This window comes from Melioribacter sp. Ez-97 (assembly GCF_051488665.1).
GTDB lineage: Bacteria > Bacteroidota > Ignavibacteria > Ignavibacteriales > Melioribacteraceae > Melioribacter.
In genome coordinates this window covers 13,412-38,095 of sequence record NZ_JBPSEG010000009.1, presented here as the reverse complement: position 1 = coordinate 38,095, position 24,684 = coordinate 13,412, and the positions used below count along the sequence as shown (strand labels likewise).

General features: G+C 41.1%; 20 protein-coding genes and 1 tRNA gene. 16 read left to right on the top strand and 5 right to left on the bottom strand.

Going from position 1 to position 24,684, the window contains the following annotated elements; translation table 11 throughout:
* Positions 1 to 16: 16 nt before the first annotated feature.
* Complete coding sequence (locus ACSSWA_RS10730; RefSeq protein WP_437356579.1) at positions 17 to 1,342, bottom strand: M16 family metallopeptidase; 1,326 nt, start codon at positions 1,340 to 1,342, stop codon at positions 17 to 19.
* Positions 1,343 to 1,465: 123 nt separating this feature from the next.
* Here ACSSWA_RS10730 and ACSSWA_RS10725 point away from each other — a divergent pair, with 123 nt between their 5' ends.
* From ACSSWA_RS10725 to ACSSWA_RS10710, 4 genes are all read left to right on the top strand, one after another.
* Entirely contained in the window at positions 1,466 to 4,300 is a 2,835-nt protein-coding gene (locus tag ACSSWA_RS10725) for a PAS domain-containing sensor histidine kinase (RefSeq protein WP_437356578.1), read from the top strand.
* Positions 4,301 to 4,369: 69 nt separating this feature from the next.
* Entirely contained in the window at positions 4,370 to 5,005 is a 636-nt protein-coding gene (locus ACSSWA_RS10720; RefSeq protein WP_437356577.1) for a response regulator, read from the top strand.
* Between the two features lie 115 nt (positions 5,006 to 5,120).
* Positions 5,121 to 5,495, top strand: coding sequence for a response regulator transcription factor (locus ACSSWA_RS10715; RefSeq protein WP_437356576.1), 375 nt, complete (start codon positions 5,121 to 5,123; stop codon positions 5,493 to 5,495).
* A 108-nt stretch (positions 5,496 to 5,603) separates the two neighbouring features.
* The gene (locus ACSSWA_RS10710) at positions 5,604 to 5,996 is read left to right on the top strand and encodes a hypothetical protein (RefSeq protein WP_437356575.1); all 393 of its coding nucleotides are present in this window, start codon (positions 5,604 to 5,606) and stop codon (positions 5,994 to 5,996) included.
* A gap of 201 nt (positions 5,997 to 6,197) precedes the next feature.
* On the opposite strand, the gene ACSSWA_RS10705 is transcribed toward ACSSWA_RS10710, so the two are convergent.
* The 3 genes from ACSSWA_RS10705 to ACSSWA_RS10695 form a co-directional block, all read right to left on the bottom strand.
* On the bottom strand, positions 6,198 to 7,850 hold the full coding sequence (locus tag ACSSWA_RS10705) for a hypothetical protein (protein ID WP_437356574.1): 1,653 nt from the start codon (positions 7,848 to 7,850) through the stop codon (positions 6,198 to 6,200).
* Between the two features lie 5 nt (positions 7,851 to 7,855).
* Positions 7,856 to 9,145: an MFS transporter gene (locus tag ACSSWA_RS10700; protein WP_437356573.1), complete on the bottom strand. Its 1,290-nt coding sequence runs from the start codon at positions 9,143 to 9,145 to the stop codon at positions 7,856 to 7,858.
* 30 nt (positions 9,146 to 9,175) lie between these two features.
* Positions 9,176 to 9,247, bottom strand: a tRNA-Arg gene (locus ACSSWA_RS10695).
* Positions 9,248 to 9,380: 133 nt separating this feature from the next.
* On the opposite strand from ACSSWA_RS10695, the gene ACSSWA_RS10690 reads away from it, so the two are divergent.
* From ACSSWA_RS10690 to ACSSWA_RS10655, 8 genes are all read left to right on the top strand, one after another.
* Positions 9,381 to 9,893: a hypothetical protein gene (locus ACSSWA_RS10690; protein ID WP_437356572.1), complete on the top strand. Its 513-nt coding sequence runs from the start codon at positions 9,381 to 9,383 to the stop codon at positions 9,891 to 9,893.
* A gap of 12 nt (positions 9,894 to 9,905) precedes the next feature.
* Positions 9,906 to 10,688, top strand: coding sequence for a PhzF family phenazine biosynthesis protein (locus ACSSWA_RS10685; protein ID WP_437356571.1), 783 nt, complete (start codon positions 9,906 to 9,908; stop codon positions 10,686 to 10,688).
* Positions 10,689 to 10,774: 86 nt separating this feature from the next.
* The gene (locus ACSSWA_RS10680) at positions 10,775 to 12,727 is read left to right on the top strand and encodes a hypothetical protein (RefSeq protein ID WP_437356570.1); all 1,953 of its coding nucleotides are present in this window, start codon (positions 10,775 to 10,777) and stop codon (positions 12,725 to 12,727) included.
* 1 nt (position 12,728) lies between these two features.
* Positions 12,729 to 14,228 carry a sigma-54 interaction domain-containing protein gene (locus ACSSWA_RS10675; RefSeq protein WP_437356569.1) on the top strand — a complete coding sequence of 500 codons (1,500 nt, stop codon included), beginning with the start codon at positions 12,729 to 12,731 and terminating at the stop codon, positions 14,226 to 14,228.
* On the top strand, positions 14,218 to 15,783 hold the full coding sequence (locus ACSSWA_RS10670; protein ID WP_437356568.1) for a serine/threonine-protein kinase: 1,566 nt from the start codon (positions 14,218 to 14,220) through the stop codon (positions 15,781 to 15,783). Before ACSSWA_RS10675 ends, ACSSWA_RS10670 begins: the two co-directional genes overlap by 11 nt.
* A gap of 43 nt (positions 15,784 to 15,826) precedes the next feature.
* The gene (locus ACSSWA_RS10665) at positions 15,827 to 17,113 is read left to right on the top strand and encodes a T9SS type A sorting domain-containing protein (protein ID WP_437356567.1); all 1,287 of its coding nucleotides are present in this window, start codon (positions 15,827 to 15,829) and stop codon (positions 17,111 to 17,113) included.
* Positions 17,110 to 17,907 (top strand): hypothetical protein, encoded by a 798-nt coding sequence (locus ACSSWA_RS10660; protein WP_437356566.1) that lies wholly within the window; start codon positions 17,110 to 17,112, stop codon positions 17,905 to 17,907. Before ACSSWA_RS10665 ends, ACSSWA_RS10660 begins: the two co-directional genes overlap by 4 nt.
* Before the next feature lie 265 nt (positions 17,908 to 18,172).
* Complete coding sequence (locus ACSSWA_RS10655) at positions 18,173 to 18,547, top strand: STAS domain-containing protein (protein ID WP_437356565.1); 375 nt, start codon at positions 18,173 to 18,175, stop codon at positions 18,545 to 18,547.
* Here the strand turns inward: ACSSWA_RS10655 and ACSSWA_RS10650 are convergent.
* Positions 18,540 to 19,751 (bottom strand): peptidase U32 family protein, encoded by a 1,212-nt coding sequence (locus ACSSWA_RS10650; RefSeq protein ID WP_437356564.1) that lies wholly within the window; start codon positions 19,749 to 19,751, stop codon positions 18,540 to 18,542. The two genes, ACSSWA_RS10655 and ACSSWA_RS10650, sit on opposite strands and share 8 nt — an antisense overlap.
* A gap of 92 nt (positions 19,752 to 19,843) precedes the next feature.
* Between ACSSWA_RS10650 and ACSSWA_RS10645 the strand changes: the two genes are divergently transcribed.
* The 4 genes from ACSSWA_RS10645 (at position 19,844) to ACSSWA_RS10630 (ending at position 24,678) form a co-directional block, all read left to right on the top strand.
* Positions 19,844 to 20,974 carry an MFS transporter gene (locus ACSSWA_RS10645; RefSeq protein ID WP_437356563.1) on the top strand — a complete coding sequence of 377 codons (1,131 nt, stop codon included), beginning with the start codon at positions 19,844 to 19,846 and terminating at the stop codon, positions 20,972 to 20,974.
* Between the two features lie 80 nt (positions 20,975 to 21,054).
* Positions 21,055 to 22,944 (top strand): PAS domain-containing sensor histidine kinase, encoded by a 1,890-nt coding sequence (locus ACSSWA_RS10640; RefSeq protein WP_437356562.1) that lies wholly within the window; start codon positions 21,055 to 21,057, stop codon positions 22,942 to 22,944.
* A gap of 3 nt (positions 22,945 to 22,947) precedes the next feature.
* Positions 22,948 to 24,327, top strand: coding sequence for a sigma-54-dependent transcriptional regulator (locus ACSSWA_RS10635; RefSeq protein WP_437356561.1), 1,380 nt, complete (start codon positions 22,948 to 22,950; stop codon positions 24,325 to 24,327).
* A gap of 12 nt (positions 24,328 to 24,339) precedes the next feature.
* Positions 24,340 to 24,678, top strand: coding sequence for an STAS domain-containing protein (locus ACSSWA_RS10630; protein WP_437356560.1), 339 nt, complete (start codon positions 24,340 to 24,342; stop codon positions 24,676 to 24,678).
* Positions 24,679 to 24,684: the final 6 nt, after the last annotated feature.

Sequence of the window (24,684 nt, the reverse complement as noted above, 5' to 3'; positions counted from 1 at the left end):
ATGCTCCGTTAAATTTTTATTTCTTTTCCATTGATTTTGGCAAATAATAAAGAACGACTCTGTTTTCTTTCGTGAAATATTTATTGGCTACGCGTTTAATATCTTCGCGGGTAACTTTCATGTATCGTTCGATTTCCGTGTTAATCAAATTCGGATCGCCGAAATAAACCAGGTAATCGGCAAGATTTTCCGCAATGCCTGCGACTCTCGAATTTTGATTGACAAAATCCGATTCAATTTGATTTCGCACTTTTTGAAATTCGTATTCGCTAATCAATTCTTTTTTTACATTATCGATTTCAGATTCGATCGCTTTCTCCAGATCTTCCGCTTTTACTCCTACATTCGTAAGTCCGTAGACGATAAAAAGACCGGGGTCTTCGAGAGACAGAGGAATTGACCCGACAGCCAGAGCCATCTGCTTTTTATCCTTTATTTCTTTTTGAAGACGAGCGCTTTCTCCTCCCGACAACAACGTTGTCAGCAAACGCAGTGCGTAATAATCGGGCGTTCCCTGTTCGGGTATATGATAGGCAAACACCACCATCGGAAGTTGAACGTTGTCGTAGACTGTTTCCCTGATTTCTTTTTGCTGAGGCGGTTCGACAACGTCGGGTCTCGGAATCGGTTTATTTCCTCTCGGAATTTCGCCGAAGTATTTTTCGACAAGTTTTTTTGTCTCTTCGATATCGATATCGCCCGCTATCGAAAGCGTTGCATTTTCAGGCACATAAAATGTTTTATAGAATTCGATGAATTCTTCGAGTTTTGCCTGGTCGATATATTGGGCGCTTCCGATCGGAATCCATCTGTACGGATGCACTTTATATGCGTTACTGAATATTTTTTCGAGCAGCGAACCGTAAGGACGATTTTCGTAGCTCTGTTTTCTTTCTTCTTTAACCACTTTTCTCTGGGTTTCCACGCCGATGCTGTCGATTTTAAGATGAAGCATTCTTTCGGATTCAAGATAGAGCCCCAGTTCAAGCTGGTTCGACGGGAGTATTTCGTAATAAAAAGTTCTGTCGAACGACGTGTTGGCGTTCAACTGCCCTCCCGCAGATTCCACAATTTTAAAATATTCTCCCCTGCCGATATTGGGCGAGCCCTCGAACATCAGGTGTTCGAAAAAATGCGCAAAGCCCGTACGTTCCGGGTCTTCGTTTTTACTTCCGACGTGATACAGCACGGTAACTGCAACGATCGGAGTCGAGTTATCCTGGTGTAAAATGACATTCAAACCGTTATCGAGTTTATAATGGACAAACTCGATTTTCTTGGTTTGAGCCGTCATCAAACCGGATATAAGAAAAAGGAATAGAATAAAGACATGTTTTTTCATTGGTTCTCCATAAATAAATTGGGATAATAATAATTCATTTTGAGAGCGTCGCTACTGAAAAATAAAACAAATTTTTATTTATATTAAACAAAAAAATAACCCTAATTTGCCCTTGGTGGCTAAATGGATAACAACAGTCCTAATAAATTTACAAATTTTTTGAAGAAAAGACCGCTGAAAATCGCTTTGGTTTATTTTATTGCAAGTTCAGCTTTCACGGTCATTTCAATATTGCTCACCTTCAATATAGAGACGGATCCGGAAACATTAAAAGCCGCCGCAATTACACAAGCCGTCGCGTATATACTTCTTACCGCGCTGATTCTTTATTATTTGCTCCAGTACGACACGAAGCAAATACTCCAGCAAAACGACGAACTGATTGAGAAGGAAAAGAGATGGAATTATGCATTCGAAGGAGCTGGCGACGGCGTGTGGGATTGGAACATTAAAACAAACGAAGTCTTTTTTTCAAAAAACTGGAAAACGATGCTCGGTTACAACGAGGATGAAATCGAGCATGATTATTTAGAATGGGAAAGACGTCTTCACCCCGAAGATAAAGAAATTGTTCTGAAAAAACTGAACGACTACCTGGAAGGCAGGTCGGATGTATATTCCGTGGAAAGCAGGCTTAGAACAAAATACGGTTCTTACAAATGGATATTGGACCGCGGTAAAATATTCGAGCGGGATAAAGACGGCAAACCGCTCCGTATGATCGGCACTCATACCGATATTACGGAATTAAAAAAACTGAAAGAGGAAAAAGAGTACCTGCTCAATCAGCTTCAGCTGGAATTCGAAAGAATGCCGATCGGCATGATACTCCTCAATCCCGACTTCACGGTAAAAGACTGGAATCCCGCAGCCGAAAAAATCTTCGGTTATAAAAAAGAAGAAGTAGTAAATAAGAAAATCCATGATTTGATAACGCTTCCGGAAGAACGTTCGGCGGTCGCCAAACAAATACGGGAATTGATCAGGCACAAGGAAACCCATAAATCGATCGAACAGAATATAACCAAAGACGGAAAGATAATTCTCTGCGAATGGCACGACACGGCGCTTTACGATTCAAACGGAGAATACGACGGACTGATGTCGATGGTAGTAGATGTAACGGATATAAAAAGAAAAGAGGAAGAGATAGCGCGCAGCAGGGAATTGCTGAACCAAATACTTGAAACAAGTCCCGTCGGTATAATATCCGTCGATCAAAACGGCATTATTACCTTTGCAAACAAAGCCGCCCAGAGCATCCTTTCGGTTAAGAAAGATAATTTGGCAAATAAAAACTGCCATTCGGACGAACTTGTTTTCTATACCGTTGAAGGAGAAAAGCTGTCCGAGTCCGAATTGCCGTTTTATATAGTAAAGACCAAGGGCGACTTAATAAGAAATAGTCTTTACGGTTACAAAAGCTCCGAAGGATTTAAAATATTGTCGGTAAATTCAACGCCGTTAAAAAATCCGGACAATAAATTCGAAGGAGTCGTTTGTACTATTGAAGACATTACGGAACGCTATAAAATTGAAAACGCGCTTAAAGAGAGCGAAAAAAAATTCAGAATTTTATTTATGGACCATCCCCACCCGATGTGGATTTACGACGTCGATACTATGAAATTTATCGAAGTGAACGACTCCGCAGTTTTTCACTACGGCTACACAAAAGAAGAATTTCTCAATATGACTCTTGCGGATATCAGACCGGAAGAAGACATTCCCTATCTGGTAAAAAGCGTGCGCGAAGATACCGAACCCACTCAGAGACATCGCGGATGGCGTCATCGCAAGAAAGACGGCACAATCATATATGTCGAAATCAGTTCGCACGCTCTCCCCTATACGCTCGGTGGAAATTACCGGCTCGTAATGGCAATCGACATAACCGACCAGTTCCTGGCTGAAAAAGCGCTTCAGGAAAACGAAGAAAAATTTCGCATTTTAACCGAGACGACGTCGAGCGCCATCTTTATTTATCAGGATAATAAATTCGTTTATCTCAATCCATATACCGAAATTATGTCCGGCTATTCGAAAGAAGAATTGATGGGAATGGAAATCTGGGATATTATACATCCCGATTTTCGGGAAGAAGTTATGAAAATGGGAATAGCGCGGCTGGAAGGAAAATCCGTACCGAGCAGATATTCGTTCAAAATAATTACCAAAGACGGCAAAGAACGATGGATCGACTTTTCCGCCGGAACTATTACATTCAAAAACAAACCGGCAGTCATCGGAACTGCGTTTGACATTACCGAGATGAAGAAGGCGGAAGAAAGCCTGAACGAATCGAGAGAACGCTACAGACAGCTGGTATTGCATATGCAGACTTTGAGGGAATCAGAGCGCGCCGCCATAGCCCGCGAAATGCACGACGAATTGGGGCAATTACTGACTTCTTTGAAAATGAATCTTTCGATAATTAAAAAGGATATAAACGAAAACCAGATTAAAGATTTGAATGCAATCGTCGGCGAGCTGGATTCGATGTCGGGGCTTATCGACCGCGCGGTTAAAGGAGTTCGTAAAATGATTACGGAATTGAGACCCGAAGTTCTCGATAAACTCGGATTGGTTCCCGCAATTGAATGGCTTGTGGAAAATTTCAAGAAGACCTCTAAAATAGACTGCGCTTATAAATACTCTCACGAATCGATACATCTCGACTCCGATAAAGAACTGGTTATTTTCAGAATCATTCAGGAAGCGTTGACGAACATAGGCAGGCATTCAAAAGCCACGAAAGTAAACGTCTCATTAATAAAAGAAGGAAACTCTGTAAGTTTAACTATTAAAGACAACGGTATAGGTTTCGATAATAAAGCGCTGGAAGACAAAAAGACATTCGGATTAATGGGAATGCAGGAGCGCGCCTCTTCGATAGGCGCATCGTTCAATATCGAAAGCAAAAAAGGGAAGGGAACCGTCATTAAATTAAAATTATGACGGATATCACATATTTTTTTATTTTTTACATAAAATAACCTTAGATTATAACCATAATTAAGGTTAGTTATGTTAACTATATATATAGCCGACGATCACTCTTTGATAAGAGAGGGCATTAAGAATTTAATCAAACACGAATCCGACATGAAGGTGATCGGAGAAACCGGAAACCCTCTCGATATTATAGACGACGTTATAAAATTAAAACCCGACCTGATAATACTCGATCTGTCGATGCCCGGCAGAAGCGGACTCGACGTGTTGAAGGATATTAAAACGCTCCTGCCCGAATCAAAAGTTCTTGTAATGACAATGATGCCCGAAGACCAATTCGCCAAAAGAACTTTAAAAGCAGGCGCATCGGGATATATTACGAAGGATTCCGCCGTCGACGAAATAATCAACGCTATACGCAAAATTTCGTCCGGCAGAAAATATATTTCGCAGAGCCTTGCAGAAAAACTTGCCGAAGACCTCGAAGAAGATAAAGCCGACAAAGAGCCCTTGGAACTTTTATCCGACAGGGAAATGCAAATTTTGAAATTAATTTCCGCAGGGAAATCGCAAACCGACATTGCCCGCGATCTGAATCTGAGCGTTTCGACAGTCAATACGTATCGAAGCCGTATTCTCGAAAAACTCGATCTCAAATCGACCGCGGATCTTATCCGGTTTGCAATTCAGCATAACATAAACGAATAGACCGCGTCGTAATTTTACTACACCACTTTAATTGATTTTGCTACTTTTTTCTTAGGACTTGAGTTTTATATTTATTTACGACTTAATTTATTTATCACAAACGGCAGAATCGATAATGAAAAAAGTCCTGATAGTGGACGATTCTTACATTGTAAGGCACAATCTTAAAAAGATTATCGACTCGATCGAAGGAATCGAACTCTACGACGAAGCCGAAGATTATCAATCTGCCATCGATAAAATTGTAAACGAAACGCCCGACATCCTTATACTCGACATCAATCTCGGCGAAAAAAGCGGCATTGATATTTTGTACAAAATCAAGAACCGGTTAAATTCCAAACCGATAGTCATAATGTTTACTAACTATACCGATCCTATTTTCAGGAAAGCCGCCAAAGAAGCAGAATATTTTTTCGATAAGTCAACAGAAATCGATAAACTGATATCGACGCTGAAAAAGTTGGGCGGCAACGGAACGTCCGGGTAGTAATTTTACTACTTAGTTTCCGGTTGATTTACGACGCAAAAATAACTTTTTTACTATTTGACAGTTTGTATTTGTTCTTTAAGTTGCTCTTAAAATTAATGTTGATTTATGAGATTGCTTGTTTTCGAATATTCTAACGACGTAAGAAAAATCATTTCCAAACAAATTGAGTTGATTAATTCAGGCGCGGATGTTATTTTAATCAGAAATCTTTACGGAACGGTTAAAGAATTATCGAAAAGTTCTTTTGATATTGTTATAATAGACGGCGACAGCACCGAAGGCGAGTTGAAAAAAGTCATAGAGCTTACGCGCTCGAAAAATAAAGACGCCGTTATTATTCTTCTGACGTCGTACGATATTCCGATACTGAGGAAAAGATTTTTTGATCTTGGCATAAATTACAATTTCGACAAGTTGACAGAATTCGACAGTTTTTTGAAAATATTGAGAACCGTTATTACGGATATCGACGAAAAAGAGAAAAACAAAGCAGTGTAAAAATTTTTCTTGATTTTTTTTTGTGGCTTTTTATTTTGTTCTTTTTATATTTGTCTTAGTAAATTCTTACTGACTCAAAAGCAAAAAAAGTTTAAAACACCCTCAACTACTATATAGAGGGGAGCATGCTCAGAGAGATGTTTTGCCCTCGACATCTCTTTCCTCCGCTTCCCTCTATCCCCTTCCTAAATTAAAATCCAATTATAAATCGAAATACATTTTAATGTAAAAATGCCGATTATCATTCCGGCGATTTTCCGTTATGTTTTTTGTGGATTGATAAAAGCAGGAAACTTCTATGTGGAAATCCCGCACAGGCTCGTATTTTATTGTTAGCAATATTATGTCGCTGCCGAATCTTATCCCGTCCAGAAAATCGATATATTCGGGATCGACGCCCTGACGATGAGATACAAGCGGATCGCCGCCGGCATTGAATACCAGATTGCCAAGCGCGTCGTAAATATTTTCGCCGTTTCTAACGTATCTGTACTCACCTTCCAATCTCAATTTTTCGTTTACATTATAAGCCGCTTTGAAAAGAAGTTCGTCCGAATTCGGTCCTATTCTGTGCCCCAGCAGCTGACTGTGAGCCGTATACGAATTCTTCAAAGTGATATGAGAATAAACATACGGTCTAATTTTAGTATATTCCGCAATCAACGATAAATCATCCAACCCGACCGGCGAATACCAGAATGCGCCTATTTGGTAAGCCGTTTTATTCGAATATAAATTCAGTTCCTGCAGATGCGAAAGGATATTTTCATCGAGGAAAAACGTTCCCTGCAATTCGAGATTCTTCAAGAATTTTGTCTGCAGATCCAGGAAAAGCACTCCGTTATCGCGATCCTGCAACGACATCTCTTCGAATTTATAGAAAGCAAACGGATTTAAATAAGCCAGGTCGAGACTCCTGCCCGTATAGATAACCGCTTCGCCTATACCAGCATTGAACAATTCGGGAAACGAGAATGTAAATTTATTGTAAGCGATATATTTTGTGTAATTGAGAGAGCGGTCTTCATGAAATTCACCTACAGTAGAACCGTGCAAAGAATAAAAGTTTAATATGCCGTAGCGAAAATTCATTCTGATAAAATCGATATACGGATGGTTGCCCGTGAGCGCCAGCGGTTCGCCGTAGCCGTAGCCGAGTTTTATTTTTTCCCTCCCGATTTGAAAAGCAAGGTCCATCCCTTCTGCAGGCTCTGTATCGTAACGCAAATATCCTTCCGTAAAATCGTAATTTGAAACATTCTCGATGTTCTCGTAGAACTTGAAATTGTAATTCAACCGCGGGTCGAAAACCGGAGCTTTGCCCGAAGAGCCCCAAACTCCGCCTTTCTGAACCGTCATGCTGTACCCCAACTTTCCGAACAGCGTTCCGCGCACTCTGAAACCAATGTCGAGCAATTCGGAATTATTTATTTCGGGCTTTATTATCTGCCCGTGCATGGCGCGTCCCAGTATTTCGAAATAAAGATTCGCGTTTTTGTCTTTATACGAAAACGCGTTTTTGACTTTGTCTTCAAAAAGACCGCGCAAGCCCTCTCCGCCTATCAGGTTAATTACATTCGATTGCTTCGGGTCGAATTCATCCGCAAATTTATTGAGCAGTCCCGTTTCGGTTTCCGAAAGCTTTTTACCGTTCTTTCGTATTTCCTCCAGAAAGTTCCAGACTTCCTTGCGCGATAAATTGGGATTATCCTCATAAATATTGTCAAGAATGCCTTTGACTTTCATTTCTTTCAAGAAGATATAGACCGGATGGTCTAACGGTACGTTTTCCTGCTGAGATAAAACAGGCGCCGCAATAAAAAATAATAAGAGCCAAATAATTTTACGCTTCATAATTTTTACACATCTTCTGTTTTTGGACGCAAGAATCTGTTATATAAAAGCAGACCCGCAATGGTTGCAAGTCCGATTGAACTGAAAATCAACCATAGGATTTGAGGATTTTTAAGATTGTCTACAAAATGAACATACAGATTAGCGCCCAGAACGCCTCCGATTCCGCTGCCGATTACGCCGTAAAGAAACGCATAACCCAGATAGAGAGCTTTTTTATCCTCGGGAGCGATAAGTCCAACGTAGCTTATAAATTTGGGATGCGCGGTCATTTCGCCTACGGAAAAAATAAAAATACCGAGAATAAATACGTACGGATGAGTCGAAATGGCAAGTATCCCCATTCCGACAGTTCCGAGAGCGATGCCTGTAATCATTGTAGGCAAAGCTTTTTTGTTTTTTACCAGATTCGAAATAAATATCTGCAGTAAAATGATTGTGCCTGCATTAATAACCGTTACATGTTCGACGTCGAATTTCCAGTTCGGATTCGAAACGAATAAACCGAGCGCCGAATTTACAAGATTATTAACCGGAGTAGTATCCACATATTCACGCACATACCAGAGCACAGTGTCGAACTGCTGAAAATAGAGAATCCAGAAACCCGAATAAATAACAATCATAATAACGAATCGGAAATCCCCAAGTACTTTCACCATATCGATGAGAACCTGCGCCAATGATTTTGTATTGCTCGGCTTTTCCGGTTCCTTATAGACAAATATATTTAGCAGAAGAAGCCATCCTGTGCCCACGGCAGCCATAATGAAAATATACGACCACGAAATTTGTTTTAAGGTCGGAACAAGAATAAGGGGAAATAAAAACGCGCCGAGATTAATCGTCCAATAAAATATTCCGAAAGCAAGCGTTGAATTCGATTTGTCCGTGCTGCGCGCTATCGTGCCGGATATAACGGGCTTAAAAAAACCCGCTCCGATTGCCATAAGAATCAAACTTGCAAAGACCAGTCCGTAAGAAGTAAAGAGAGACGTAAGAAAATATCCGCTGCTCATAAGAACGAATGCAAACATCAGTGTTTTTTTGTAGCCGAATCTGTCGGCTATTGCGCCGGAGAGAATAGGCAAAAAATAAAGAAGCGGAGTAATTGTGCTTTTGATTATTCCCACGCTTTCTTTTGAAAATCCGAGACCGCCTTCGTTTTGGCTGATGACCAGATAAACCGACAGGACAGACATAACGCCGTAATACGAGCCGCGCTCGAAAAATTCCATTGTAATGACTGTCCAGAAATTGCGGGGGAATTGAGCGAGAGTTTTTTTGAACGACATAAAGTATCCTTACAATATGGGGAAAAACTGTACCCCCGGCGGGAATCGAACCCACATCTCGAGCTCCGGAGGCTCGCGTTCTATCCTTTGAACTACAGGGGCATTTTTTTCTTCTTCGAAAATAATAAATTTGCGCATAACGGAAATTATATTTTCATTATTTCTTTTCTATATATATATTATCCTTTGTCAGTAAAACTATTTTTTATGACATTATTTTAAACGAGAGGAATTTATGTCCAAGACAATGAAAAAATTAGTCGACGATGTAATTACGTCTTTAAAGAAGCTCCCGGAGCCCGGCAAAAAGAGCGGCTCTTTCTGGGACTTCATGAAAAGCCAGTTAACCGAAGAAGGCGAGTGGGATCAAAAACATATACATACGATTGAAAAAGAAATCGACAAACTTCTCACCAAACTCGACAAGAAAAACATCGAAGAATTGTGGAAGTCGACTCCCGCAGCCGAAGACTTGATCGAAGCGAAGCCTTCCGTAAAACAAATGAAAAGCGACATTACCGACGAATTGATCGGGCAGGTAATGGACAGCATGGACGAGAATTATTCGAAGCGGGATACTTTTTTCAGCGAAGATGAAGAGTACGTATCCGGCGATGAAGATGAAAACGGGGATTCGGAAGACGAACCTCCCCTGGGCGACATCGATGACGTCGATCTAAACGACGAGGATATCGATATCGACGATTTATTCGGCGACGATTTCGAAGAAGACGACGATCTTTACTAAACCGGAATATAAATGGAACTCGATATTTATCAGGTGGACGCTTTTACGTCAGAATTATTCAAGGGCAATCCTGCAGCCGTAGTGCCGCTCGAGAAATGGCTCGACGATAATTTAATGCAAAAAATCGCGGCGGAAAATAATCTTTCGGAAACCGCATTTTTTGTCAAAGAGGGAAACAACTACAGAATCAGATGGATGACGCCCGTTTCGGAAGTTCCGCTTTGCGGTCATGCAACGCTTGCCGCCGCTTTTGTAATTTTTAATTTTATCGAAAAGGACGCCGGCGTTTTAAACTTCATTTCGAAAAGCGGACTTCTTTCCGTATCGAGAGACAATGAATTTTTAACGCTCGATTTCCCTTCGAACAAACCCGAACCGGTTATAATGCCTGAAGGCGCGGTCGAATGCTTCGGCAGAGAACCGATCGAATCTCTCGAAGACGGCTTTTTCCTGCTGCTGATTTTCGACGACGAGGATTTTATTCGTAATTATATTCCGAACATCGAAGCGATCAAAAAATTGCACAAACACGCCGTTATAATTTCCTCGAGGGGAAAAGAAGTCGATATCGTTTCGAGGGTATTTGTTCCCAACGAAGGAATCGACGAAGACCCGGTTACAGGTTCGGCTCATACGGTTCTTGCTCCTTATTGGTCCGAAAAATTAAACAAAAAAACATTAAGCGCCCGCCAGGTTTCGAAGCGGGGGGGCGAATTGATTTGCGACTACGCGGGAGAACGAACCAGGATCAAAGGCAGCGCAATCCTTTATCTGAAAGGCAAAATTTATTGCTAAAAAAAATTACCACCCAAAAAAATTTTCGCATTGCGAAAATTTTGCGCAAATATCATATCTTAATAGAGTCAATTTTAATCAATTAGATGAAAAAGCAGATATTATTTCTTTTGGTTTTGGCGGCGTTTGTTTCGTGCGACGCTCCGCATTTGAATCCCTTTGACCCCGAAAATCCGGACAATAATCTCGGTTCGGTTGAAGGAACGGTTTTTTTGTCGGGCGAATCCAAACTTCCGGTTGCAAACGCTAAAGTCACCTGGTCGAATCAAAATGTTTTTGCTGTTTCCGATTCAACGGGGAAATTCAGAATCGAAAACCTGGCTTTGGCGGAAGGATGGCTCTTTGCAGAAAAAGACGGCATGACGAAAGATTCGATTTTTATCAATTGGAATTCGGGCAAACATATCGAAAATCTGGAATTTCAGCTTACTTACAGAATCGGTTCTTTCGACGGTTATGTTTATACCATAAACAATCAGCGTCTGGCTAACGCAAAAGTTTATTGGAAAAATCAGAATAAATTTTCGTTAACCGACGAAGAAGGATATTACAGCATTGACGACGTGCAAATGGAAGACGGGTGGATTTATTTTGAAAAAAAAGGTTATGCGACCGATTCTGTTTACTTAAACTGGAACAATCGAAACAAGGCGCGGATAGAAAATCTGGTGCTGTTTCCCACAGTCGGTCAGCTTGACGGTTATGTTTACTCAAGTTCCGGCGGCGAGCTTTCAAACGTAAAAGTTTATTGGAAAAATCAAAATTTACTCGTATTCACAAACGCTAACGGTTTCTATAAATTCAACGAAATTTCGCTTGAAGACGGCTGGTTGATTTTTGAGAAGGACGGATACTTTGCCGATTCCGTTTATGTTATTTGGAGCGGCGAAAACATTAAGCACCTCGAAAACATATTCCTTTCGCCTTCGCTCGGCTCCATTGACGGTTTTGTCTATTCCGCGCCCCGCAATCCCGCTTCTAACGTTAGGGTAATCTGGAAAAATCAGAATATAATCACATATTCAAATTCTCTCGGCTATTATAAATTATCCGGCGTCACAATAAAAGACGGATGGATAAAATTCGAAAAAGACGGTTTGAGCCCGGATTCGGTTTATGTTGAATGGAACGGCAGCAACAATATACGGGCACAGGAAAAAATTCTTAATTACACAAAAGTTCGCCTTTACGGTTACGTTAGAACCCTTTCCCTGCCTCGCAAACCGATACCGGGGACAACCGTATTATGGAAAAACAAATCGATTATTACTCAAACAAATTCCTCCGGATTTTACGAGTTCAGAGACATCGAACCGCAAAACGGATGGCTCTATTTTGAAAAAGAGGGTTACAGCGACGATTCGCTTTATGTCGAGTTTTCAACTTCTTCTTCTAAATTAGCAGACGACAAATACCTCAACTCGATTCCCGTTTTGCAAAATCTGAATATCTATTCGAGTGTACAGAACAAATATCCGGACGTAAAAAATTACAGAATGATAGTACAGGCAGCTCTAACCGACAACGAAAACGACATCGACACGGTATTCGTAGTAAACAATTCGCTCGGATTCAAAAAACGATTGGTCTTTAATACCGACAACGGATATTTTGAAAACACATTCCGCACGACCGATCTGAAAGTCGCTTCTCTCGAAGACGTAATCGGATACGATTTCGGCATTCTTGTAAAAGATAAATTCGCCAGAGAGTTTAACGTTGGCAAATCTAACATTAAAAGAATAATCAATCAGGAAATTTCGATAGAAAGCCCGGTCAACAAAGCCGAAAGCGGCGCCAGCCCGACATTTAAATGGAAACGCTTTACGCCGGGCTTCAAATTCCGGTTCAAGATACAAGTTTATACGGACGAGCTTTCTCCGATTCTCGTTTGGGAAAAAGACAACATTTCGAAAGACGCCACGGAACAGATATGCGAGACCTCGCTGCCTGCAGGCGATTATTATTGGGTTATCTGGTGCATCGACGATTACAGCAACAATTCGATTTCAAAACCCGGAACATTTACGGTAAAGTGAAATGAAATTTATTCCCCAAAATATCAATCACATAAAAAATCTCGACAAGGAAGAATTCGAAGCGCTTTTTCAATTCAGTCAGATTTTAAATTCGTCGCCGGGACAGGATTCTCTGATTGAAGACGCAATGGATATAGTAATTAATATAATAAACGCCGAACGCGGTCTTTTTGTAAAGTACAACGAAGATGAAAATAATTTCTCGATTATAAGCGCGCGCAAGATTTCAAATGAATCGATAACCGATTTGAATCAATTTTCTTCGGGCATTTTACAAAAAGTAATTTCGGAAAAAAGACCTTTGCTTTATCACGACGTTATGGGCGACCCGAATCTGTCGCAATTCGCAAGCGTTCAGATTCACAGTATAAAATCGGTAATCGGCGTGCCGATTATCAGAGACGATAAAGTGTGGGGAGTAATAATTGCCGACAGCACAAAAAACCGGCAGGAATTTACCGAAGAGAATTTGATATTTCTAAATTTCTTTTCGAATCTATTGTCGCTGGCGCTCGACAGAATATTAAAACTGGAAGAACTTGAACGCGAAAACAGAATCCTGATAAACAAACTCGAATCGGTAGAAGAGATACCGGAGATGGTCGGTCAAAGCGTGGTAATGAAAAATCTGACTCAGGTAATTCATAAAGTAGCTCAGACCGACGCCACAGTTTTGATAACGGGCGAAAGCGGCACGGGAAAAGAAATTGCCGCAAAAGCAATTCACCAACTCAGCAAAAGAAAAGACTTTCCGTTTCTTGCTCAGTTCTGCGGTTCGATACCCGACAGCCTTCTCGAAAGCGAACTCTTCGGTTATAAAAAAGGGGCTTTCACCGGGGCAACCGCCGATAAGCAGGGTCTGCTCGAAGCGGCGGATAACGGCACATTTTTTCTCGACGAAATCGCCGATATCTCAACCGCCCTTCAGGCAAAATTGCTGAGAGTTCTGGAGAACAAGGAAATTATCAGACTGGGCGACACTAAAGTAAAAAAAGTAAACGTACGGATTATAGCGGCAACAAACAAAGATTTATCCGCGCTCGTCAAAGAAGGTAAATTTCGCGAAGACCTTTTTTACAGGCTCAATGTATTCCCGATTGTAATGCCTCCTCTTAGAGAACGGCGGGAAGACATTCCCCTTTTGGCTAACCACTTTATAAAAAAGATTGCGGGTAAAAACATTCCGATTGAACCCGCTGCAGTAAAGAAACTCGAAAATTATTATTGGCCGGGCAACATTCGTCAATTGATTAACGTAATTCAGCGCGCGGTTATTTTATGCGATTCCGAAAAAATCACAGCCGATCATATTATTCTCGAAGGCACTCAGGAACTGATGGATTTCAAAGGCACGCTGCGCGATTTCGAAATGATGCTGCTGAAAAAGCGACTCGAAGAATTCAACGGAAACAGAACCCTAACCGCAAAATCTCTCGGGGTTTCGGTGCGCTGGATTCAAATGAAACTGAAAGAGATGGAACAAAAAGCCGATGAGCGGTAAACCGGAAATAATGTTCGAGAAGTTCGAAATTCTGGAAGTGCTCAAAAAAGACGACCACGCGGGAGTCTACCTCGCCAATCATATTTATTTGAGCAAAAAAATCATACTCAAAGTTTTAAACACAGCCAAGATTTCCGACCCTTCACTGCTCGAGCGATTCAAGCGGGAAGCCAAGCTGCTTGCGAGGCTTGACCATCCGAACATTATAAAAGTCCTCGACTTCGGCACTTCAAAAGAATTCTTTTATATCTCTTTCGAATATATCGAAGGCAAAAGTCTGCGAAATATTTTACAGGAATCAGACTTAAGCAAAGACGAAAAACGACGGCTGACAATCCAGCTTTTTAAAGCGCTAAACTTTGCTCACGCAAATCGAATAATTCACCGCGATATCAAACCGGAAAATATATTCGTCGACAAAAATCTTAATCTCAAACTCGGGGATTTCGGACTTGCGCTTTCAGCCGAAGACAATTTTGTTACGAGTCCGTATTCAATAGTCGGAACGCCGAGCTACATGTCGCCGGAACAGGTATCGGGATCGCAATTGACGCACAAGAGCGATTTATTTTCAGCCGGAGTTGTTATTTATGAATTGTACACCGGGAAAAACCCGTTTCTGAAAGAAAACGTTACTCTGACGTTGAACGAAATAATGTCTTTCAACGAAGAGGCGGTTAAAAAAAACCTCGAGGAATTAGACGAAGACATTAAAGAAATTCTTACAAATCTTTTGAAGAAAAAACCGGCGGCGCGGTTTGAATCGGCGGAAGAAGTTCTTAATAAACTCAATGTAAAAGACGAACCCGTCGAAATCGAGAAGCAGGCAAAACCCGTACTATTGAAGAGAAAATACGGCATAATAGCGCCATTAATTGCTCTGCTTGTTATAATTATTGCGGTCACAATTATAGTTAAAGAAGAAAAAAAGCCCGAACTTAACAAGCCCGGGAAAGAAATGGCATCGCAGTTAAACAATTCCGTCAAAGAAAATAATCCGACTGAAAATGGAGAGCCGGAACAAAATCAAGCGGACGGAATCAGTTCGCCCGAAAAGAACACAACCAATAATACCGAAGAAGCAAACAATCCGGCAGAAGAAGAACCGCGGCAGGCAACAGCAGATGCGGGAGAAGGCGGACTTTTTATCGAATGTTATCCCTGGGCTGATATTTACATAGACGGCGAGAAAATCGAAACAACTCCGTTGAAAAAGCCGTTGACTCTGTCTGCCGGCGAGCATACTCTGAAGCTGGTGCATCCGGATTATCCGATTTATTCCGATATACTGAAGATTGAGAGCAATAAACTTACTAATTTGAAAATTTCGTTGGAGTCGCTTCTCGGTTTCCTGGATATTAAAGTTAATCCATGGGGAAACGTTTATGTAAACGGAAACTACAAAGGTCAAACTCCGTTTAAGGATTACATTAAGGTAAATCCCGGTTTCGTCAGATTAAAAATTACAAATCCTAATTTTAACGATATCGACACAACTGTCTATTTGAAACAGGGAGATACTCTCGGATTAAAATTCATACTTGATAAAAAATGACTGGTATAATAATTGATTGAAAAATTTAAAACACGAGCAGCAAATGAAAAAAACGATACTTTTTTTAATATTAGTCACGCAACCGCTATTTAGTCAATATTATCAGTGGCAGATAATTCCCGGACACAATATGCCCTACCCCGTTTCGGGAGGACAGGTGGTCTTCGACACCACATCAAAGAACAATCAATATTTTTATCTTCTCGGCGGACGCGACGCTTCGAATCAGCCGGTCGATTGGATCCAGGAATACGACGTTATAAACGGAATATGGAAAATAGCCGGAAACATGGATCAGCCGCGCTCGGAATTTGTAGCCGACATTTGGGGAAGTTCCATCTATTATTTCGGAGGAGTAACCGACACGTCGCTGATTAAAAACAATATCGGAGCGTGGAATTTCAAGTCGTACCCTTCGGAACCGGAAATTTATGACACTTCGTTAATTTTTGCCCGGCGCTACTCGACGGGTCATATTAAAGACGACGAACTTTATATAATTGGCGGAAATCCCGTTACGGGTATCGACGCAGAAATGCCTTATATAGTAGGCTACGATTTGAAAAACAAAGAAATTAATTTTACCTACGGCACAATCAGCTCAAACCTGCCCGAACAGCAGATGACTGTTCTTTACAAGAAATACATCTACATCTTCGGCGGAATACTTCACGGGGCATTAAACCAAATAAACAGACTCGATTTGGAAACAAAAGAATTCGTAAAACTCGACAACGTTTTACAAACGCCCCGCGCCGGAGGCGTCGCAATATACAACAGCTTTTTGAAAAAAGCCTTGATCATCGGAGGATACAACGAATCCGAACCGGCACTCGGCAAAGTAGAAGCGGTCGAATTTCTAAGCGGCGGTTCGATTCTTATTTCCCAATTTGCTTCGCTGAGAATTCCGCGCCGTTATCCGATGGCTGTAAATTACTACGGTACCATTTTGGTCTTCGGAGGAATCGACGCTCAAGGCAATATAGTTCCTCAAATCGAAAAACTCGTAAACAGTCCGACTACGCTGAATCAGGACGAAGAAGTAATACCGTATAAAAACACGCTGTATCAAAATTATCCCAACCCGTTTAACCCGGAAACAAATATCACGTTTGAACTTGGAAAAAGTTCGTATATTTCACTCGACATTTATTCTCCTACAGGCGAGCTTGTAATAAATTTGAAAAAGGGCGAATTGAATGCCGGTCAACATAATTTAATCTGGAGCGGAACAGACCGGTTCGGAAACAAAGTAGGCTCAGGCATTTATTTGCTGAAATTAACGGGTGAAGATTTTCAATTATCCAGAAAAATCGTTCTTATGAAATGAAACAAAAATTCTTTTTTATCATATTGCTGATTTTCGCTCGGTCGTCGCTGTTTGCCCAAGTTATTTCCTACGAAACAGTCAAAAAAGAGTTCAATTCATTTGAATATGAAAAAGTAATACAGCTTTCCGATTCTTTATTGAAAAGCAATAACGACATTCCAGATTCGCTGATAATCGACATCTACTTGATGAGAGCGGTTTCTTATTATTCTACGGCGAGGGAAGACTCGGCTGCAAAAAACTTCGAGGAAATCTTAAATATTAATCCCGATTATTCACCCGACCCGTTAATAATTTCCCCGAAATTAATATCGCTTTTCAATCAAGTTAAACTGAATTTTACGCCGAAGCAAACGGCAAAATCCGATTCAACATCAATAAAGCGCGGCGAAGAATTAACGGATATAAAACATTCGCAAAATACAGCCCGATTAAAAAACCTGATATTGCCCGGTTGGGGACGCCTTTCCAAAGAGTTCTCCGCCAAAGGAATTGTTATGAGTTCCGCATCGTTGTTGAACCTTGCCGGGATGATTTACTTTATTTACGACACCAATCAAAAAGAAAAAAGATATCTAAACGAAACCAACAAAAATTTAATTCCGGCGCGCTACAACGATTACAACAATGCATATAAAATCAGAAACGCTCTAATAATATCATACGCGGCTCTCTGGATTTACAGCCAGATCGACATGCTAATCTTCGATAACGAAGAAGAGACTTTCAATAAAGAGATCTCTTACGATGTTAATACAAACACAGTCCATCTGGGAATAAGTTTCGGTTTATAAATCCCCCCTGCATATTTTTCTCGAGGTGCGCATTTTTTTCGCACCGACTTTCGAAATAAACGTCCCGAATAACTTTAATTACCGACGGCATAAAATTTGCAATTAATTTATTGCACACAAACAAACTTACCCAATGCAAATTGGGCTCCGTCCTTAATAGGTGAAGGTTTCTTGCCTTCACCTTTTTTATTACATAAATTTTAACTCTACTCACTTAACATAAATTTCATTATATTTAGCGCAATAAATTATTAAGTCTGACACTATGGAATTTAAATCCGAAAAGTTCGAAGACGTCACAGTAGTGTACGTTTATCTCAAAAGAGCCACGCTTGCCAAGGCGGTAAAATTCAAAGAATTCGTTATGGAATTAATTGATCAGGGGAGCCACAAAGTTATAATCGATCTGACTATTTGCGAATATATCGATTCCACATTTTTGGGAGCAATGGTTTCGTTATTGAAAAAAATCAATTCGATTCAGGGAGACTTGCGATTGGTTTACAACAAAGAAGCTCCTTCGCTTGTTTTTGTAATTACACGAATGGATAAAGTGTTCAAAATCTTCGACACGCTCGACGAGGCTCTCGACAGTTTCGGAATTAAAAGGTCGAAGCCCGGACTCGACTGGGTTAATTAACTTTGATTATTTTGTAGACTTTGTCGTTTTCTCTAACTTTTTCTTCGCAATAAATCGTAACATCGTCGCCTTTGACCGCTTTGTTTTTCGGTTCGTCGTCTTTCAGCATGGAATTTACCTTCAGTTCCACCACGCCCGTGGTATTGCCGATAATGTAGAGTTGATCGCCTGTTTCGAGTCGGTCGGCGTCGACAACAATGTGCGCCACTTTGTTCTTCTTATAATAATTAATCACTCTGCCAATAAATCTTTTCCGGGTAGCGGCTAAACTGCCGTATGCTTCCGCATAATCTTTTTGCCCGGGAGCGCCCAGATAAAACCCGGCAGAAAATCCGCGGTTATACACTTCGGACAATTTGTTTTTCAATTCCGCTTTAATTTCACTGTTCAATTTATTTTCATAATAAAGGTCGATTGCTTTTCTGTATACGGAGACTACGTTATAGATATATTCCGGGCTTCTTTTTCTGCCTTCGATTTTAAAAGAGTCGATACCCGCTTCAATCAGGAGTTCAATAAAATCGATAGTGCACAAATCTTTAGGAGAGAGGACGTAATTTTCTCCGAGAATCATGGAAAACTTTTCGTCGCTGTCTTTAATTTCGTATTCTCTTCTGCAGGGCTGCAGGCACTCGCCGCGGTTGGCGCTTTTATTAAATACTTCGTGACTCATAAAACAGCGTCCGCTTACGGCAATACACATAGCGCCGTGAACAAACGCCTCGATTTCAACGTCCACTTTATTTTTTATTTCTTTGATTTGTTCGAGCGAGCATTCGCGCGCTAGCACAATTCGCTTGGCGCCGAGCCGGCGGAAGAATTCCGCGCTTACGGAATTGGACACCGAGGCTTGAGTACTGATACAAAACGGAACGTTATATTTTTTACACAGCTGGATTACCGAGAAGTCCCATCCGATTATAAGGTCTACTCCGGCGGATTTAGCTTTTTTTATTATTTCCTCGAGTTCGCTAAGTTCGTTTTCATATACAATTGTATTTAATGTCAAATGAACGTCAACGCCTTTGTCCTTGCAATGCTTTACTATTTCCGGCAGCTCGTCCAGTTCGAAATTTTTTGCAAGGGCTCGCATATTCAATCTTTCCACGCCAAGATAGACGGCGTCCGCCCCGGCTTTGATTGCCGCATTTAACATACTCCAGTTGCCCGCAGGCGCCAGTAATTCCGGTTTTTTATCGGTCATTAACCATCCTTTCAATCTGTTCGTACAAAATTATATAATTATTATCCATTAATCTATTCTTCGTATTTTTGCCGGGGAAATTGGATTCGTTTATGCACAAAAATTTCTACCTGGCGCTCGTCGGAATTGCAATAGGAGGCATCGGATTCGGCTTAATCAATCCGGTTACGGTAATTCTTCTCGAAAAAGCAGAGACTCCGGCTTTGTTAACCGGCTTTGTAACTACAGCAGGATATGTTAGTATTGTTATTTTTTCTCCGCTTGCAGGGAAGTTGATCAAAAAATACAGCATCAGAAAAATTGGTTTAATCGGATTTTTTATCTGGACAACAGGAGCTCTTGCTCATATATACTGGTACAATTATCCGGTTTTGCTAACGGTTAAATTTATTATGGGAGTCGGCGGCACGCTTATTTTCGTTTCGACCGAATTCATTATTAATTACTACAGCGACGACACAAACCGCGGAAAAAATACGGGCATTTACGTAGTTCTTTTATCGATCGGAATAGCGCTGGGAACCCTTTTAATCTGGACATTGGAAATTTCCGATTGGGCGCCTTTTCTTATCGGTTCTGCGGTCATGTTCATTGTCTGGATTTTATATTTTTTGTTCTTTGAAGATTTTCGCTTCGCGCGCGAGGATTCAAACAACCGTAAAATGCGGCTGACGGACATGCCTTTCATCGGTTTAGTCTCGTCTGCCGTGTACGGCACAATGGAATCTTCGCTTGTGGTAGTTATTCCGATTTACGGTTTGAGAAGTCTCTACGATACAACGGAAGTGTCTTCTTTTTTGACGTCGTTTGTAGTCGGAGGCATTATACTGCTCTATCTGATCGGTTACATGGCGGAAAAGACTAACAAAAGCGATCTTCTCTCTGCCGTATCTTTAATATTAGCCGCGCTATTCATGTTTCCTCTTTTTCATACGGACTTTGTTTTCCTGGTCGTTTTGTTTTTTTTAATCGGAGGAATAGTGCCTGCGTATTATACTTTGGGACTTAATTATACGATGGAAAAAGTTGACAAGCATTTCATTGCCGAAGCGAACGGATATTATGTAATGTTTTACGGCATAGGCACTATTGCGGGACCTGTAGTTGGTTCTTTAATGATCGACGTCAACGCAAGAAGCGCTTACTGGATTTTTGCATCGCTCCTTTGTTTATTCTTCCTTCTTATTTTGCGTCTTAACAAAAAGAAGGCAGCGGCAATTTGACTTCGACGCATCAAAAAATGTGTTTTTAAACAAAAATAGATTTATTTTATACCATTCATAATAATTTTTTCAAACAGTTAATGACAAAAGCAAAAGTCGAAAAATATACCGAGACCTTAAATTTACCGGCTTTGGAGATTATTGAAAGCGCGGATAATTTATACGTGTCAAAAAAACTCAAAAGCCTTTTGGGAATTCGCAAGGAACCGACAAAAGAATTTTTTCAATCGGATCTGTTTTACGACGACAACGGGGAAAAAATTTCTTTCGACAAACTGCCTTTTATTAAAGCTTTCAAAAGCGGCAAAAGCGCATTGAATTCGTATTTAAGATACAAAAACGGAAAAATTGAAAAATCCTTTTACGTCGATTCGATTTTTCTGGGCGGCAAAGGTTCACCCCGACTACTGACAATTTTCAGAGACGCTGAAAAATCGCACGGGGACGACAACCTGCGGGAAACGGTCGACAACCTCAATGCGGTTGTATTCTCCACCAATTACGACGGAAGCGAATATTATTATATAAGCGACGCCGTTAGAATGATTTTCGGTTTTACGCCCCGGGAAATCTATGAAAACAAATTTTTGATTTTGAGGACGATCAAGAAGGAACATTTCGGCAGATTCAAAGAATTTATCGATACGCTGCGCGGCGGCGACACGGCTTGCGTTGAATATCAGATGAAAGACCGTTACGGCAAAGAGCATTGGGTACGGCACAACGGAATTCCGATAATTCGAAACGGGAAGGTCGTAAAAATAATCGGCATGATAATCGACATTACCGAAGAAAAGATAAACCAGCTAAAGCTCGAAAACTCCGAAGAGAAATTGAGGGTTCTGGTCGACACCGCCGACGATTTGATATTCATCTTGAACGGTTTCGGATATATCAGCACGATCAATAAAAACGGCTCGAAAACGCTCGGTTTTAATCCTCAGGAAATGACCGGCAAGCATATACTCGAATTTGTCAACAAAGACAACGAATTCATCGTAGCCGACGCATTTTCGAAACTTATCGATTCGCGCGACAAAGTATTTTTCGAAGTGGAATTCATGGACAAACACGGCAATCCAATCATATTCGAGGTTCATGCGAAACCGTTGATAATCGACGACGAGGTAACTGGCATTGTGTGCGTGGGAAGAAATATTTCAGCCCGCAAAGCCGACGAAAAGAAAATTAAAGAACTCAATTCAAAATTGATCGAAGCCAACAGAATAATTTCAATCGAACGAGAAAGGGCAAAACAAAAAATCAACGTGCTCGAAGAAGTAAGCAAACTTAAGAGCGAATTCATATCGAACATATCTCACGAACTCAGAACTCCTCTGGCTTCGATTGTAGGTTTTGCCGAAACGATATCCACGGACAACGAACTGCCTCCCGAAACAATCAGGGAGTTCAGCAATATTATCCTTACCGAAGGCAAAAGATTAGCCAAGTTGATAAACGACGTGCTCGATTTCTCGAAGCTCGAATCGGGAGAAGAAAAATTATTAAAAGAAGAATTCGATCTGGCGGACGCCCTAAACGAACTACTCGATTCCTACAGCGGGCAAATAAAAGCAAAAGAATTGAGCCTGTCCGTCCAATTCCCGGAAGAAAAAATTGTAATCTATGCCGATAAAAGCCGGATTATGCAGGCTATAGGAAATTTGATATCGAACGCGATTAAATTTACGCCGCCCAACGGCAGAATATCCGTTATCGTGGAAAACTTCGACAGGGAAATTGAAATTGCAGTTAACGACACGGGCATCGGGATTCCCGAAAAAGAAATTCCAAAATTGTTCCAGAAGTTTTCAAAAATTTACCGTCAGGGCGCGCTCCAGCCGGGAGCGGGCTTCGGTCTTGCGCTCGTAAAACAAATCGTCGACCTTCACAAAGGCGTTATTCGAGTAATCAGTCAGGAAAACAAAGGCTCCACTTTTATAATACGACTTCCAAAGAAGAAAGATTGAACTATGGAAAAAACAATTTATATTGTAGACGACGAAGAATCGATATTGAAGATGCTGACGCACTGGTGTAAAAACCAGTGGGGCTACAATGTAAAAACATTTACGAACGGCACGGATTTTTTGAAATCTTTAAATGAAAATCCGGATTTGGTTCTGCTCGACATAATGTTGCCCGATATAAACGGCAACGAGATTCTTTCCAAAGTGAAAGCGCACGAACCGAGTTTGCCCGTAATAATGTTGTCGGCTCAGGGCAGCGTGGAAGTGGCGCTCGAATCAATCCGCCTGGGAGCTTTCGACTATTTTCCGAAGCCGATCGACAAAAACCGGCTTGAATCAGCCATCCGGAACGCAATTAAAAATTACGACCTCGAGCGCGAGCTTAAAAATCTTAAAGAAGACATCCGAAAAGAATTCAGTTTCGACAACATAATCTCCGCAGATAAAAAAATGCAGGAAGCATTCCGTATGGTTTCGAAAGTCCTGCACAACGACATAACCGTCTTGATTCAGGGCGAAAGCGGAACCGGTAAGGAATTGATTGCGCGCGCAATTCATTACAACGGCAGCAGAAAAGACGCTCCTTTTGTAGTTGTCAACTGCGCATCGATACCGAGAGAATTGCTCGAAAGCGAACTCTTCGGTCACGAAAAAGGAGCCTTTACAGGCGCGCACCAAAGAAAAATCGGGAAATTCGAACTTGCCAACGGCGGAACGATTTTCCTCGACGAAATCGGCGAAATGGATATTGCATTGCAGGCAAAAATTCTGCGCGTAATTCAAGAAAAGGAATTCGAACGCGTCGGCGGCAACGAAATTATCAAAACCGACGTCAGAATCATTTCCGCTACAAACCGCGACTTGCGCGAATGCGTCGAAAAAAAATTATTCAGGGAAGACCTTTACTATCGCCTCAGCTCATTCCCAATCACAATACCTCCTCTCAGGGAAAGAAGAGGCGACATAGTGGTATTGATAGACCACTTCATCAAAAAGAACAACGAGAAACTCGGGAAAAATGTAAAAGGCGTAACGAAAAAAGCGCTAAAACTTCTATACGATTACGACTGGCCGGGCAACGTGCGAGAACTCGAAAATACAATTGAAAGATGCATTATACTCACAGACGGCGATTTAATTGACACCGATGTTCTGCCGCCTTCGATAACATCGGGCGAAGTCACAGCCTCTTTGCCTTCCAACGGAATCTTATTCGACGACAATTCTCCGATAATTCCGCTCGAGAAATTGAAAGAAGAAGCCATAAAACACGCTCTTAAAGTTACCGACGGCAATATAGTCGAAGCGTCGAAAAAATTAAAAATCGGACGCGCCACGCTTTACAGGCTAATGGAAAAATACAATATCGATTATAAAAAATAATCGGAGTAAGTCATGAATATTCAGGAAAGAACTTTCGACGATATAATATCGATCAAACTCGACATCGACAGAGCCACAATAAAAGACGCGGAGCAGCTAAAAAAAATGATCTACGCAAAAATTGAACAGGGATTTAAAAAAGTAATTATCGACCTGAGCAAAGTCGACTTTATCGATTCTACTTTTCTCGGCGTGCTTGTAAGCGCATTAAAAAGAACCATCAATCAGGGCGGCGATCTAAAACTCGTCGGCTTGAGACCGAACGTGCGCGCTATGTTCGAACTTACGCGGCTTCAAAGAGTATTCGAAGTATATACGGATATAAATTCTGCAATCAACAGTTTCAAATAATCGGAA

What these genes read in the sequence shown, in the direction of transcription:
- ACSSWA_RS10730 (WP_437356579.1), bottom strand. Translation starts at nt 1,342, where the DNA reads ATGAAAAAACATGTCTTTATTCTATTCCTTTTTCTTATATCCGGTTTG.
- ACSSWA_RS10725 (WP_437356578.1), top strand. Translation starts at nt 1,466, where the DNA reads ATGGATAACAACAGTCCTAATAAATTTACAAATTTTTTGAAGAAAAGA.
- ACSSWA_RS10720 (WP_437356577.1), top strand. Translation starts at nt 4,370, where the DNA reads ATGTTAACTATATATATAGCCGACGATCACTCTTTGATAAGAGAGGGC.
- ACSSWA_RS10715 (WP_437356576.1), top strand. Translation starts at nt 5,121, where the DNA reads ATGAAAAAAGTCCTGATAGTGGACGATTCTTACATTGTAAGGCACAAT.
- ACSSWA_RS10710 (WP_437356575.1), top strand. Translation starts at nt 5,604, where the DNA reads ATGAGATTGCTTGTTTTCGAATATTCTAACGACGTAAGAAAAATCATT.
- ACSSWA_RS10705 (WP_437356574.1), bottom strand. Translation starts at nt 7,850, where the DNA reads ATGAAGCGTAAAATTATTTGGCTCTTATTATTTTTTATTGCGGCGCCT.
- ACSSWA_RS10700 (WP_437356573.1), bottom strand. Translation starts at nt 9,145, where the DNA reads ATGTCGTTCAAAAAAACTCTCGCTCAATTCCCCCGCAATTTCTGGACA.
- ACSSWA_RS10690 (WP_437356572.1), top strand. Translation starts at nt 9,381, where the DNA reads ATGTCCAAGACAATGAAAAAATTAGTCGACGATGTAATTACGTCTTTA.
- ACSSWA_RS10685 (WP_437356571.1), top strand. Translation starts at nt 9,906, where the DNA reads ATGGAACTCGATATTTATCAGGTGGACGCTTTTACGTCAGAATTATTC.
- ACSSWA_RS10680 (WP_437356570.1), top strand. Translation starts at nt 10,775, where the DNA reads ATGAAAAAGCAGATATTATTTCTTTTGGTTTTGGCGGCGTTTGTTTCG.
- ACSSWA_RS10675 (WP_437356569.1), top strand. Translation starts at nt 12,729, where the DNA reads ATGAAATTTATTCCCCAAAATATCAATCACATAAAAAATCTCGACAAG.
- ACSSWA_RS10670 (WP_437356568.1), top strand. Translation starts at nt 14,218, where the DNA reads ATGAGCGGTAAACCGGAAATAATGTTCGAGAAGTTCGAAATTCTGGAA.
- ACSSWA_RS10665 (WP_437356567.1), top strand. Translation starts at nt 15,827, where the DNA reads ATGAAAAAAACGATACTTTTTTTAATATTAGTCACGCAACCGCTATTT.
- ACSSWA_RS10660 (WP_437356566.1), top strand. Translation starts at nt 17,110, where the DNA reads ATGAAACAAAAATTCTTTTTTATCATATTGCTGATTTTCGCTCGGTCG.
- ACSSWA_RS10655 (WP_437356565.1), top strand. Translation starts at nt 18,173, where the DNA reads ATGGAATTTAAATCCGAAAAGTTCGAAGACGTCACAGTAGTGTACGTT.
- ACSSWA_RS10650 (WP_437356564.1), bottom strand. Translation starts at nt 19,751, where the DNA reads ATGACCGATAAAAAACCGGAATTACTGGCGCCTGCGGGCAACTGGAGT.
- ACSSWA_RS10645 (WP_437356563.1), top strand. Translation starts at nt 19,844, where the DNA reads ATGCACAAAAATTTCTACCTGGCGCTCGTCGGAATTGCAATAGGAGGC.
- ACSSWA_RS10640 (WP_437356562.1), top strand. Translation starts at nt 21,055, where the DNA reads ATGACAAAAGCAAAAGTCGAAAAATATACCGAGACCTTAAATTTACCG.
- ACSSWA_RS10635 (WP_437356561.1), top strand. Translation starts at nt 22,948, where the DNA reads ATGGAAAAAACAATTTATATTGTAGACGACGAAGAATCGATATTGAAG.
- ACSSWA_RS10630 (WP_437356560.1), top strand. Translation starts at nt 24,340, where the DNA reads ATGAATATTCAGGAAAGAACTTTCGACGATATAATATCGATCAAACTC.